This is a genomic window from Andreprevotia sp. IGB-42 (assembly GCF_009848685.1).
Lineage (GTDB): Bacteria > Pseudomonadota > Gammaproteobacteria > Burkholderiales > Chitinibacteraceae > Andreprevotia.
Map to the genome: position 1 here is coordinate 196470 of NZ_WXTX01000004.1, position 13702 is coordinate 210171.

Sequence of the window (13702 nt, forward strand, 5' to 3'; positions counted from 1 at the left end):
ATCACCAATCCCGCCATGCACCGCCATCTGTGCCCCCGACAGAACGAGCGCTGTTTGTCGCAAGACCTGATAGCCGGGCAAGCCTTCTCCATTGCTTGTCATGCCAAGCGGCGCCAGGCCAACCCGAGGACGAGAAATGATTTTTCCCAGTGCAGACCAGATCATCCTGGATGACATCTTTGTCGCGTTGCCAGGCTTCCTGAAGCACGCGACGGCCTACCTGAAACTGGAGTCGTACAACCCTGGCGGCTCCATCAAGATGAAAACGGCCGCCGCGCTGCTGGATTACGCCGAACAACACGCCGGCCTGAAGCAGAGCCGCCGCGTGATCGAATCCTCTTCCGGCAATCTGGGTGTCGCCCTCAGCTTGATTTGTGCAGCGCGTGGCTATCGTTTTACGTGCGTCGTGGATAAAAACACCCTGCCAGCCAATATCAAGCTGATCGAGGCCTACGGCGCCGAAGTGGTGGTGATCAGCAAGCTGGATGCCAACGGCGGTTATCTCGGCAGCCGCCTGGCCTATATCCAGGAAAAACTGGCGCAAGAGCGTGGCCTGGTCTGGCTCAACCAGTACCAGAGCCCGGCCAACCCGGCCGTGCATTCGGCCCTCACCGCGCAGGCCGTGATAAATCAGTTTCCTGAACTGGATTTCATCTTCATCGGCGCGGGCACCACTGGCACGCTGGCAGGTTGCACCGAACGCCTGCGCAGGGATTCACCGGATACCAGCATCATTGCAGTGGACTCGATCGGCTCGGTAAATTTTGGCGGCAAGCCATCGCGCCGTTTCATTCCAGGTCTGGGTTCGAGCGTGACGCCGCATTTCCTGCGCGAAGAGGGCATCGACGATTTCATTTCCGTCGCCGAAGCAGACACCGTGGCCATGTGTCACCGCATGGCACGCGAGTACGGCCTGCTATTGGGCGGCTCCAGCGGCACCGTGCTGAGCGCGCTGGCGCAATACGAAAGCGTCATCGCGCCAGGTTCCACCGTGGTGGTACTGAGCCCCGATTCCGGCGAGCGTTATATCGACACGCTCTACAACCCCGAATGGGTGAACGAGCGCTTCCCGGATTTCTACGCTGTCCGGGAGGCGATACCCGTCGCCATGGCCTGAGCGCTGCACGCAGCAACTGCGGTACTCGCCGCAGTCCGACCGATGCGCAGCCCGCAGCAGCCCGCACCGCTGCATCAGCCCCAACATGCATTCCATTTTTCAGAACCGCTCATTTCCCTTCGTATGAACCCTTGCCCAGGACCTCTACCCATGTCGCGCGCCATGCCCTTGTTTTCCGTCATTCCTGGCGAAACCATCAACACCCTGATCCAGCAACACCGCGGCAGGATTGTTGACATCGTCCGTGCCGCTTACCTCGATCACGAGCTCGGCCAGACCATCAATCCGGACAGCTATTTCCTGCGTTTCGAAGATAACCCGTCGTCGCGGATCATCGCCTTGCCAGCGGCACTGACCGGCGATACGCGCCTTTCCGGCATCAAATGGATTGCCAGCTACCCCGAAAACATCCAGCACAACCTGCCGCGTGCTTCGGCCACCCTGATCCTCAACCAGTACGACACCGGGTATCCCTATGCCTGCCTCGAAGCCTCGCTGATCAGCGCGGCACGCACCGCTGCGTCGGCAGCACTGGCCGCCAATGTGCTGGGCCCCGATAGCCGCCACGCCCGCAAGATTGCCGTGATTGGCGCCGGCATCATTGCACGCAACATCCTGGAATTCCTGATTGATCAGGATTGGCGCACCGATGAGCTGGCCGTCTTTGACCTGAACCCGCAAGATGCAGCCCGCCTCGCCGCCCATGGCCAGAAGCTGGGTGGATACCGCGGCGTGGTCGCGGCTTCGTTGCAGGAAGCGCTGGATGACGCAGATCTGGTGGTACTGGCCACCACCGTAGCCACGCCATACATCACCCAGCCCGATGCCTTCAAGGCGGGCCAACTGGTGCTGAACATCTCGCTGCGCGATATCGCCCCCGAGCTGGTAATGGCTGCCAACAACGTGGTGGACGACATTGAACACTGCATGAAGGCCAACACTTCACCGCATCTGGCCGAGCAGAAATACCAGACCCGCAGCTTCGTGAACGGCACGCTAGCCCAGGTCATCACCGGAGAAGCCACGCTCGATCACAACAAGCCCACGCTGTTTTCGCCGTTCGGTCTCGGGGTGCTCGATCTGGCTGTTGGCCATTTTGTCTATGAGCAAGCCACTGCAAACGGTCAGGCCCAGCAGATCCCCAATTTCTTTGCCGAGACGCAACGTTGGGCGCATGAGGAAACCGCCAATGCATAGCGATGGCGCATGGGTCACGGCATTCAAACGCTCGTCGCCGTTTCTGCTATCGGCGTTTCTGTCGGGCATCGTCTTTGGCGCCCTGGCGGAAAACGCCGGCTTGTCGGTCGGCAATTCGCTGCTGATGTCCGCATGGGTGTATTCCGGCGCGGCCCAGTTTGTCGGGCTGCAACTCCTGGTCGCGCATGCCGATCTGGCCGTGGTGCTGCTCACCACCCTCCTGCTCAGCCTGCGCTTCTTCATCTACGCAATGTCATTGGTGGAGGAGGTCAAGGCCGTGCCGATCACTTACCGCGCCTTGCTGGCATTCGGCCTGATCGATCAGGTGTTTTTCCTGGCAAAGGATCGTTACAAGGAGCCGGTCAGCGCGCACTCCAAGCATCTGTTTTTCCTGGCTTGCGTGCTGATCTTCTATTGCAACTGGCTGGCGGGCACCGCCGTGGGCATCTACGTGGGCGACCGCATGGCCAGCCATGTCGCGCATCTTGGCTTCGACTTCATTGCCACGGCCTCTTTCATCGCCATGCTGGGGCCGTACCTGAAAAAACGGCGCTTCCTGCAGGTGTCTCTGGCGTCATTCCTGTTGTACCTGCCATGCCAGAACCTGCCCTACAACCTGGGCCTGATTGTCGCCTGCCTTGGTGCGGTCGCTCTGGTCAAAGCCTTTGATTTCCGCCGCAAACGCACCTTGAGCGAGGCTTCCGCATGAGCAATCTGACGACAACCATCCTGCTGATGGGCCTGGTGGTGTTGAGCATACGCGGTGTGGCCTTCATGTTCGCCGACCGCATCGTGCTGCCTGCCTTTTTCAAGGAATGCCTCGAGCTGTTTCTGCCCGCCATCCTCACCGTGCTGATCGTGTCAGGCCTCAGTGGACACCATGGCGGCAATGGCAATGTGCTGCGCTTCCTGCTCAGCCCCCATGTGCTGGCCGCCCTCGTTTGCATCGCCCTTTCACTGCGTTTGAAGAGTTTCTTTGCGGTGGTGATGCTGAGTTATCTCAGTTTCCTGGCGTTCCACTTCCTGCTGCCGCAAATCTGATCCGGACCCTCCCATGTCGCCCTCATCGATAGACCCAGCAAGCTTCATCTCAATGCTTGATGCCGTATTTTCCAACACCTTGCCCGATGACGTTCTGGAGATGCGTCTCGTCAATTGCGGCGGGGACTCCATCATGGCCGCCACGATTGCCGCGCGTTGCTTTCGCCAGTACGGCGTGAAAGTGCCGGTATCCGTACTGCTGCGCGCCGAGCGCCTGCAAGAGGTCGTGGAGTACATTGCCGAGCACGCCGTCAGCTCGGTGCCGGCCACGCCCGTAGCAGCCAGCAGGCCTGCCGGGCGCTTCGAGCAAAATGCTGCTCAGCAATTGATCTACTTTGCCCATACCGTGGATGCATCCACCACGGCATACAACATTCCGCTGCTGCTGCGCACCGCCAGCGCCATCCCGGCGGCACGCTTCCAGCAAGCGGTGAGCGATGCGGCGCGGCAGTTCCCCATGCTGTTCAGCCGCTTCACGCAAGACAGTACCGGTTTGTGGTTCGCCCCCGGCGCGCCGCATGACATTGCATTGCAGACCTTCAGCACAACCGGCGAAGCCGCTGACCATTTCGTGCAGCCCTTCGATCTGGGCGCAGGCGTGCTCCTGCGTGCCGGCATCGTACCGTTCAACGGCATCGAGACCGCGCTGTTGCTCGATTTCAGCCATATCGCAGCAGATGGACTATCAGTGGGCCTGTTTATCCAGGCGCTGAAAGCGCAGCTCACCGGCACGCAAAATACACCGGAGACCAGGGCGTTCTGGCCGGAGGTAGAAAGCACGCCAGCAGGCGCAGAAGCATTCTGGCAGCACCGTTTGCAGGATGTCGTGGCGCACCCGCTGTGGCCGGCCGATCGCCAGCTTCCACCCGCAGCCCCGCTCGGGTACGCAGTGGAATACCTGCTGATAGACGCCACGCTGGCTGCCGACATGCGCAGCCTTGCTGCAAGGCTGGGCACCACGCCGTTCAGCGTGCTGCTGCTGGCCTACGCGCTGCTGCAAACCAGTTTCACGCATGAATGGCGCAGCCATGTGGGCGTCGTGGTCAGTGGCCGCGCAGATGCGGATCTGGCCGATGTATTCGGCATGTTCGTGAATGCAGTGATCGTGCCGTTTGCGCTGGATGCAGAAGGGCCTGCCGGCCCCGCCATACACATGCTGGCCGAGCAGTTTCTCGGCACGCTGGATTATCAGAACTACCCGTTCCAGGCGCAGCTGCATCACGTTCGGAACCACAACGACTCGCCGCGCCCGACGCTCGATGCCTTGCTGGCGTACCAGAACATCGATTACCAGAAGATCGATCTGGCCGGCAGCCGCTTCCGCTCGTTCTGCGAAGCCAAAAAAATGGCGCAATTGCCGCAGGTGATCCACGTATTCGATCTGGCCGAGCAAGGCTACGAAATCCAGTGGGAATACTGCCCGCACCGCTTTGATGCAGACACCATCGGCGTCTTCACCAACAACCTGCTGCGCATTTTGCGCCGCCTGACCGGCAGTGCCGATACCGCCGCACTCAAGACCCTGATTGAAGCCGCGACGTCCAAAACCCGGGCGACACCGATCGTCGCCGCAGATTTTGATTTCTGACCCATCACAGGATTGACACATGCAAGCCATTACCCAGAACGATGCGGCGGCCAAAGAACACGCCCTCAAAAGCGCGGCATACCTGAAGAATTTGCTCGGCGCGAGCTGGATCCCCGCAGCCTTTGCGGGCATGCCCGGCCATGCAGCAGACAATGGCGTTTCCACGCTGGCTTTGCCCGGCGAAGTCACGGCTTCGCTGCAGGCCATATCCAGGGGCGACTGGATCAACATCGCCGCAATCATGTCGGTGGCCACACAACTGCTCATACACAGCCATGTCGCTTCCGATACGCCGCTCAGCACCGGCATTTCGCTCCCGGTGGAGGGGCAGCCGCCCCTGTGTTTGCTGCTGCTCAATGAGGCGCCTGCAGCAGAGCAGAAGCTGTCCGAGCTGATCAAAAGCCATCGCACAGCCATCCTGGATGCGCTCGCATATGGATTTGGCTCGTTCAATGATATCCGCCGCCATGCTGCGCTGGAGCGCGCCGTGCCGCTTACCGGCCTGCATCTGGCCGTGGGGCACAATGCGGCGGAAATGGCGCAACCCGGTGTCGTGCAATTGCAGCTCGCAACACTGGGGACGGAGGCCACCCTGGTATTCCGCGCCAATGGCGCGCCGTTCCCGGCCGAATATCGCGCCGCCATACTCGACAACCTGCAGCACATTCTGGCGCAACTGTGTGCAGCCCCGACCGCGGAGGCGCAAAGCATCAGCCTTACCAGCCCCCGCAATGCCGAGCACGCGCTCGCCTTGGCGCAAGGCCCCGAGTGCGACTTTACCGGGACGCGCCGGCTGGAGCAGGTACTGGAACAACGCGCGCTTGATCACGCCGGCAAGACCGCAGCAACCGATCAGCACGGCAGCGTGAGCTACGCCGAGCTGAACCGCCAGGCCAATGGCGTGGCGCAAACACTGATCGGCCTGGGCGTGCAGCCGGGGCAGGTCGTGGCCGTGATGGTGCCGCGCGGTATCGGCATGCTGGCCGCGATTTACGGCGTGCTCAAAGCCGGCGCGGCTTACGTGCCCATTGACCCCAATTATCCGGAAAACCGCCGCAGCTACATCCTGCAGGACAGTGGCGCATTTGTGCTGTTGCAGCAAGGCAGCACGGCGGCGGTAAGCGATGCCGCGGTCAGGTGCGTGGATGTGGCCGGATGCTTGGCTGCGGGTACCGATGCCAATCCGGCAGTCGACAAACATGCCGACGAGATTGCCTACCTGATTTACACCTCGGGCTCTACCGGCAATCCCAAGGGCGTGATGATCGAGCATCGCTCGGCCTTCAACCGCATCGAGTGGATGCAGAACCAGTTTGGCCTGACCGCCGATGACGTCATCCTGCAAAAAACGCCGGTGTCGTTCGATGTCTCGGTGTGGGAGCTGTTCTGGTGGCCGTTTGCCGGTGCTTCGGTGGTCCTGCTGGCACCGGGCGCCGAGAAGGAGCCTGCGCAAATCCTCGCTACCCTGAAGCAGCACCGCGTAACGCACATGCACTTCGTGCCGACCATGCTGGACGCATTCCTGAATGACCTGGAGCTGGAAGCCGATGCGATCCGCGGCGCGGCGCTGCGCATCGTGTTTACCAGTGGCGAAGCGCTGACCATGCACCAGTCCAACCGCTTCTTCGCACTCATCGGCCAAGCCCAGGGCAGCCGCTTGGTCAACCTTTACGGCCCGACCGAAGCGACGGTCGATGTCACCTGGTATGAATGCCTGGCTGACGATGCCAAAGCCTCGGTGCCGATCGGCAGGCCGATCCAGAACACGCAGATTTACATCGTCGACAAACACGGCAAACCCACCGCGCTGGGCGTGCCGGGCGAGCTTTGCATCGGCGGTGTGAACCTGGCGCGCGGTTATCTGAACCGCGAGGAACTGACTGCCGAGAAGTTCTGCCAGTTGCCGCTGCCGGATTTGCGCCGCGTGTATCGCAGTGGCGATCTGGTGCGCTGGCTGGCCGATGGCCAGATCGAGTATCTGGGCCGAATCGACCATCAAGTCAAGATTCGCGGCTACCGCATCGAGCTGGGCGAAATCGAGAGCGCACTGCTGCGCTGCCCCGGCATTACCGATATCCGCGTCATTCCCCGCAGCCGTGAAGATGGCAGCCGCTATCTGGCAGCCTATGCCGTGACGAATGCCGGCTACAGCGAGGCGGCAGTGCGGCAGCAATTGCTGAGCAACCTGCCGGAATTCATGGTGCCGCCCTTCATTGTCGAAGTAGCGTCTTTCCCGCTGACCCCCAACGGCAAGCTGGACCGGGGCCTGCTCCCCGATCCCTACACGCTGATGGCGGCCAGCCGCAAAGTCCCGCCGGGCAACGCACTTGAGCAAATGCTGGCAGACATATGGTCCGAGGTGCTGGGCGTCAAGGACCCGGGCATCCACGATAACTTCTTCAGCCTGGGTGGCGATTCGATCAGCTTCCTCGCCATCATCAGCCACGCGCGCAAAGCCGGGCTGGAGATCAGTTTCCAGGCGTTGTTCCAATATCCCACCATCAGCCAGCTCGCACCGTTCGTAGGGAAAGCGGTAGCCGTGGTCGAAACGGAATATCAGCCCTTCTCCTTGCTGTCTGCCGCAGACCGCGCCAGCGTACCGGCCGGGCTGGAAGATGCATATCCGATGACGGCACTGCAGGCGGGCCTGATTTTCCAGAGCGAGCTCTTGCGTGGTGCGTCCTGGTATCACGATATCCAGAGCTATAACCTGCAAGGCAGCTTCAACCGCGCAGCCTTCGAACAGGCCATGCAATGGATGGTGAACGAACACCCGATCATGCGCACCAGCTATCAGCTGAGCCAGCATGACGAGTTCGTGCAATACATCCACGAATCCGCCCAATTGCCACTCTTCATCGAAGACTGGCGCGGGCTCGATGCAGCCGGCCAGACGGCAAAGCTCGAAGCATTCTTCGAACACGAAAGCCACTACCGCTTCAACTGGGCAGAGCCCGGCCTGATCCGGGTACACATCCATATCCTTTCGGACGAGCGCTTCCGTTATTCGCTCAGCTTCCACGATTCCGCACTGGATGGCTGGAGCATCAACCTGCTGCACACGCGCTTGCTCAGTTACTACCATATGGCGCGCCGGGGAGAAACGCCGCAGCAACCGCTGCGCGATGACTTCTTGCGCAAATACCTGGTGCTGGAACGCGCCACCGGACAAGACCCGGCCGCACGCGCCTACTGGCTCGGCGAGCTGGCCGCCTTCGAAGCGATGCCGGTGCCTCGCCCGCTGCGTGAAAAGCGCGCCACCCCCGTGATCGATTACTTCGATGTGGAAATCGAGAGCAGCCTGTCGCAATCGATTCGCGCACTCGCCAGCGAACTGGCCGTGCCGGTAAAAACGGTACTGCTCGCCTGCCACCTGCACGTACTGGGCGTGATCTGCAACCGCCAGCGCGTGATCACCGGCTACGAGCATAGCGGTCGCCCGGAAGAGCTCAATGCCGAGCAAGGCGTGGGGTTGTTCCTGAACAGCGTGCCCTACCAGCTCGAACTTGCGCAGCATGAAAACTGGCGCGGACTGATCGGCCGCGTGCATGCCCACGAAGCGGAATTCCTGCCACATCGGCGCTTCCCGCTGGCGGAGATGAAAGCCGAATTGGGCACCACCGAGCTGATGTTCGAAACGGTATTCAACTTCACCCATTTCCACATGCTGAAGGAACTGAAGGCTTTGCCCGGCATGGACGAACTCACGGTCAAGGTACGCGCTGAAACCGAGTTCCCGCTGCGGGCGGAGTTTGGCCAGGACGCGTACACCGATGAGGTCCGCTTGAGCCTGCACTATTACAGCAATGAATTCGACCAGGCACAAATCGCCCGTTTTGCGGGTTATTACAAGGCAGCACTACGCCAGCTGGCCAGCAGCCCGGATACCCATTACCTCGACCAGAGCTTGCTGGACGCCGCCGAACTGGCGCAGTTGGCCAAGCTGGGCCGTGGCGCGGAGCACGCGCTGCCTGAAACCACTGCCATCGAACAGATCCGGCAGGTGACCCGGCAACAGCCGCAAGCCATTGCGTTGCAGGATGAGGACTTCCGCCTGAGCTTTGCCGGGCTGGAGCAGCATGCCGCCGCACTGGGCGCGCTGCTGCCGGCTGGCCAGCAGCATGTGGTCGGCGTTGCCTTGCCGCGCTCGGCCGCATGGGTGGCGGCCATCTACGCCATCATGGCCAAGGGCGATATCTACTTGCCGCTGGATCTGGAGATGCCGGACGCACGCCTGCTGGAGCTGATCACCCAATCCGGCGTGCGTGCCATCGTGTGTACGCCCGAGCAGCAGCAACGGCTGGCCGCCTTGAGCGCCAGCATCCCCGATGGGCCTGGCCTGATCAGCCTGGCGCCCGATGCAGCATCCGGAACGCCGGCTGTCACACTCGCCCGGCCCTTGCCGCAAGACCTGGCGTACCTGATGTTCACCTCCGGCTCTACCGGTACGCCCAAAGGGGCACAACTGGAACACGCGGGCATGTTGAACCACATGCTGGCCAAGATCGACGACCTGCAGCTCGACGCGAGCGATGTCATCGCACAAACCGCGCCGGTGACGTTTGACGTGTCGGTATGGCAGGCACTGACCGGCTTGCTCGTCGGCGCCCGCACGGTGGTCTACGACAAAGCCATCCAGCTCGACCTGCCCCGTTTCATTGCACAACTGGAAGCCGATGGCGTTACCGTGCTTGAAGTGGTGCCGTCATGGTTTGCCGTGCTGCTCGATTTCCTGGAGAGCGCGCCGCATGCACCCCGCTTTGCACAGCTGCGCACGCTGGTGCTCACCGGCGAAGCGCTGAAGCAGGAACAGGTGAATCGCTGGTTTACGTTGCATCCGGCCATTGCATTGGTCAACGCCTATGGCCCGACCGAAGCGTCGGATGACATCACCCATTGCATCCTGCAAGGGCCGGTGGAGACGCATATCGTGCCGGTGGGTCGTCCGGTGCGGAATTTGCAGCTGCATGTGCTGAACAACCATGATCAGCCAGTACCGCTGGGAACACCCGGCGAGATTTGCGTCTCCGGCATCGGTGTCGGTCGTGGCTACATCAATGCGCCCGACAAAACGGCCGCGGCATTCGATTTCGACCATCCTCTGGCGCGGTGGAGCAATGGGCGCCTGTATCGCACCGGCGACCTTGGCTATTGGCTAGCGGATGGCAATCTCGCCTACCTGGGCCGCAAGGACGAACAGATCAAAGTGCGCGGCATGCGCGTCGAGCCCGGCGAGATCGAAAACGTGTTGCTGGCCATGACCGATGTACGCGATGCCGCCGTAGTGTTCGATGGTGTCGGTCTCACCGGTTTCATCTGCGGCACGCACGATATCGCCACCGTGCAAACCGGGCTCATGCGCAAACTGCCGTTGCACATGGTGCCAGACCGGTTGTTGACCATCGAAGCATTGCCACTCAGCCGTGCCGGCAAAGTCGACAAGAAAGCATTGCTGGAGATTGCCGCCCGGCAGGTCAAGGATCACCTCACGGTGGTACCGCTGGCGACGCAACGACAACAGGAAATCGCCAGCCTCTGGGCCGCGGTACTGCAACTGGATGCCGATCACATCGGCAGCAACAGCAACTTCTTCAATCTCGGTGGCAACTCGTTGCTGGCGATGCTGGCAGCCATGCGCTCGGGTGGCCGCTTCAGCATTGCCGACCTGTTCGAGCAGCGCACGCTGGCCGATCTGGCCGCCTGCAGCGAACGCGCAATCGCCAACCGCGATGTACTGCGGCCGCTGAAAACGGCCGGGAGTGATCTGGCCCTGGTGTGCTTCAGCTATGCAGCTGGCAACTCGATCAACTTCCAGCCGGTGGCCGATCAGTTGCAGGCCGGCATCAGCCTGTATGGGGTGGAGCCCCCCGGCAACGACCCGAGTACCGGTGAAGATTTCATCGATTTGGTCGAACTGGTAAGCCGTTGCGTGGCGGAACTCCAGCAGCGCGGCGTGCGCCGGATCATCCCGTGGGGCCATTGCTCGGGCACGGGTGGTGCGGTGGAGCTGGTGCGTCAGGCCAAAGCCGCGGGGCTGGAAGTAGCCGGTGCGGTCGTGTCGGGCAAACTGCTGCGCGATGACGATACCTTGCAGGCGCAAATCCGCCAGAACGAAACCATGAGCGACAAGGAAATTGTCTCCTGGCTGGTGGATGTGACCGGTTTTGCCCTCGACCAGGCAGGCAATGCCAATTTCACGCAGCATCTGGCCGGTGCATTCCGCAATGATGCAATTGAAGCCAACCGGATGCTGATCCCGTTATGGCAAACCCCGCTCCCGTTGATGGAACAGCCGCTACTGTGCCTGATCGCCCGGAATGATCCACTCACACTCGATCATGCAGCACTGGTACAGAACTGGCGGCGTTTCAGCCCACAGCTGGTCATGCGCGAGCTACCTGACGGCGGGCACTACTTCATCAAGAGCCATGCCACCGCAGTAGCCGATCTGGTTCAGCGCGCTTTGTTGAACTGATGTCGCAAGGCGGGCCTGTATAGGCAGGCCCGCCTGATCAGACGCAAAGCATCAATGGCCAATGATGTGGTCATGCCCACAACAACGTGTAAAAACATAATAAAGTTTCATCATCAATGGCGCCGTACGCCGCATTTTTACCAGCCACACTGCGGCCACTCAAAAATAAGGTTTCATCTTCAATCTGTAGTTAAGACCTCGCTGCAGAATAATAGAGAGCCATCCTTGTGGCCTTTCCTCAGCCAGGTATCCCAAGGATTAGCCAAGTCGTAGCAAATCGGTAACTAACTCATGATTAACTGGCTGGGGCAAGGTCACCAGCGCAGCGGGGAGCCCCGCTGTTTCAAAGCGGCGTTGTAGTCACGCCAGCTGGTGATACGGTACTTGGGTGGCGAGGGGTGCGTCGCGCAAGCAGCAGAGATGGCAAACCAGCCAGATCAAACCAGCCTGTGTGCCGGTTTTGTGCTACAAGCCACAATTTGCTGTAATAAGACTTACTTCAAGCCGACCACAAGGTTAATATTGAACCGAAATGACCAGTTACCCATGCCAAGGTGATGAAAATGTCGGTTCAAACGCAAGGCGCATATGCCGGAGATTTGTCGAGCTGGATGTCTGGCTTGGACAGCTCGTTGACGATGGGCCAGCTGTCGGTCCCGGGCACCCACGACTCTGGTACCCAGAAGGTTTCTCCCGGCCCGTACCACACGCAGAATTTCAGCATCGCCCAGCAACTTCAGGATGGCATCCGCTTCCTCGATATCCGGCTCGCCAAGAATTCGGCCAAGACCGCCGGTGATCCGCTCCAGGTCAATCACGCGAACATCTCTTGCGACATCACCTTCGGCGACGTGCTGGACGATTGCGACGCCTTCCTGACCGCCAATTCGAGCGAAGCCATTTTCATGCTCGTCAACGACGCCTCCGGCAGCGCTACCGACGATACCGTCTATCAGGGATTCCAGACCTACCTCGGCAACAGCGCATATCAAAACCTGTTTTGCCTGAGCGCCACGTCGACGCTGCTGCCGCTGGCGCAATTGCGCGGCAAGATCGTACTGCTGCGCCGCTTCTTCGCGCCGGCCGGCGTCGATCTGGGCTTGAACCTGCAGCAGCAATCGAAAAACTTCGAGGGTGTCGGCTGGCCCAACAGCTACAGCGAAACCTTCGACACCACCACACCCGACGGCGAAACCAGCCTGCACATCGAAGACCAGTATGGCACCCACGATACCGGCAAGAAGATGAAAGCGGTTTCCGCCGCGCTGGATAAGGCCGCAGGCAATCCTGCCGACGGCAGGCTGCACATCACGTTCAACAGCATCGCCTATTACATGACGCACACGCCTTACCAATATGCCTGGTCGGCCAAGGATGCAATGAATCCGTCCCTGCAAGCGTATTTTGCGGATGAATCTGCGCAGAAGCCGGGCAAGGCACGCCTGGGCTTCGTCGTGCTCGACTTCTACAACAACGAGACCGGCCACCTCGACAACAGCAACGTCAGCACGGTGATCGGTTCGAATTTCGCATAAGGCCCGGGTGCGTCGACGGCGCCTCGGGATTTTTGGCAGTGAAATCAGAGTGGATGACAGATATGACTAAGCAGCACGACAACGACTTCACCTTCAACTTTCCCGGCTTGACCCAGGTCGGCTTCCAGGAACGCGATCACTCTATCAGCAGTGGGCAGCCTTATGGCGGCGTCAGCATCAAGAACAACAACACCGTGACCATCAAGGCAGGCCGGCACAAGACTTCGCAGGTTGCCCACTGGTTCGACGATGTGGTCCAGGGCGGTGGCGGCATCGCCCTGACGTATTCCGACACCTCGCCCGAGGAATTGAACTTCGCCGTGCGCGGCACGCTGACCCTGGTGATCAACAACGTCACCTACACCGCACAGAATTTCGTCCTGGCGCAGGGCAGCACCACCACCGGCGGCAACAACTGGTGGCTGGGCTCGGCACAGATGAGCGGCATCAAGCATAGCGATGTCACCCTGGACTATGCGACAGCGATCGTGAAAGCCACGCTGGGCTATGTCACCGACATCGTTACGGAAGATCCGGTCGGCGCCATCGAAGACACGGCCAAGTTGATCGTGGCGGCGGTACAAAAGCACAAGGTCGGTTCGGGCGAAGTGCCGTTCACCTTGAGCACCTCGAACAACGCAGTGGAACTGCTGCTGTTTCAAGTGTCGGAAAACCACGATACCGAGGGCTCGCTGCTCACGGGTACTTACACGGCGCCCTAACAGGCCGCCCGGCAAGCAAGCCGGCGC

General features: G+C 60.7%; 8 protein-coding genes. All 8 read left to right on the forward strand.

Annotated features, from left to right (window positions below; genetic code table 11):
- Positions 1-136: 136 nt before the first annotated feature.
- The 8 genes from sbnA (at position 137) to IGB42_RS07970 (ending at position 13675) form a co-directional block, all read left to right on the forward strand.
- A complete protein-coding gene (gene sbnA, locus IGB42_RS07935) occupies positions 137-1117 on the forward strand; it encodes a 2,3-diaminopropionate biosynthesis protein SbnA (protein WP_159669573.1) in 981 nt (326 codons plus the stop codon).
- A gap of 150 nt (positions 1118-1267) precedes the next feature.
- Positions 1268-2314 (forward strand): 2,3-diaminopropionate biosynthesis protein SbnB, encoded by a 1047-nt coding sequence (gene sbnB, locus IGB42_RS07940; RefSeq protein ID WP_236822529.1) that lies wholly within the window; start codon positions 1268-1270, stop codon positions 2312-2314.
- Complete coding sequence (locus IGB42_RS07945) at positions 2292-3023, forward strand: AzlC family ABC transporter permease (protein WP_159669576.1); 732 nt, start codon at positions 2292-2294, stop codon at positions 3021-3023. Before sbnB ends, IGB42_RS07945 begins: the two co-directional genes overlap by 23 nt.
- Entirely contained in the window at positions 3020-3355 is a 336-nt protein-coding gene (locus IGB42_RS07950) for an AzlD domain-containing protein (RefSeq protein ID WP_159669580.1), read from the forward strand. Before IGB42_RS07945 ends, IGB42_RS07950 begins: the two co-directional genes overlap by 4 nt.
- 52 nt (positions 3356-3407) lie before the next feature.
- Positions 3408-4943 carry a condensation domain-containing protein gene (locus IGB42_RS07955; RefSeq protein WP_159669583.1) on the forward strand — a complete coding sequence of 512 codons (1536 nt, stop codon included), beginning with the start codon at positions 3408-3410 and terminating at the stop codon, positions 4941-4943.
- Between the two features lie 19 nt (positions 4944-4962).
- A complete protein-coding gene (locus IGB42_RS07960) occupies positions 4963-11418 on the forward strand; it encodes a non-ribosomal peptide synthetase (protein ID WP_159669586.1) in 6456 nt (2151 codons plus the stop codon).
- A gap of 563 nt (positions 11419-11981) precedes the next feature.
- Positions 11982-12953 (forward strand): phosphatidylinositol-specific phospholipase C domain-containing protein, encoded by a 972-nt coding sequence (locus tag IGB42_RS07965; RefSeq protein WP_159669589.1) that lies wholly within the window; start codon positions 11982-11984, stop codon positions 12951-12953.
- A gap of 62 nt (positions 12954-13015) precedes the next feature.
- A complete protein-coding gene (locus IGB42_RS07970) occupies positions 13016-13675 on the forward strand; it encodes a flagellin (RefSeq protein ID WP_159669592.1) in 660 nt (219 codons plus the stop codon).
- Positions 13676-13702: the final 27 nt, after the last annotated feature.

Coding starts and splice junctions, on each gene's coding strand:
- IGB42_RS07945 (WP_159669576.1), top strand. CDS start 2,292: ATGAGGAAACCGCCAATGCATAGCGATGGCGCATGGGTCACGGCATTC.
- IGB42_RS07950 (WP_159669580.1), top strand. CDS start 3,020: ATGAGCAATCTGACGACAACCATCCTGCTGATGGGCCTGGTGGTGTTG.
- IGB42_RS07960 (WP_159669586.1), top strand. CDS start 4,963: ATGCAAGCCATTACCCAGAACGATGCGGCGGCCAAAGAACACGCCCTC.
- IGB42_RS07965 (WP_159669589.1), top strand. CDS start 11,982: ATGTCGGTTCAAACGCAAGGCGCATATGCCGGAGATTTGTCGAGCTGG.
- IGB42_RS07955 (WP_159669583.1), top strand. CDS start 3,408: ATGCTTGATGCCGTATTTTCCAACACCTTGCCCGATGACGTTCTGGAG.
- IGB42_RS07970 (WP_159669592.1), top strand. CDS start 13,016: ATGACTAAGCAGCACGACAACGACTTCACCTTCAACTTTCCCGGCTTG.
- sbnB (WP_236822529.1), top strand. CDS start 1,268: ATGTCGCGCGCCATGCCCTTGTTTTCCGTCATTCCTGGCGAAACCATC.
- sbnA (WP_159669573.1), top strand. CDS start 137: ATGATTTTTCCCAGTGCAGACCAGATCATCCTGGATGACATCTTTGTC.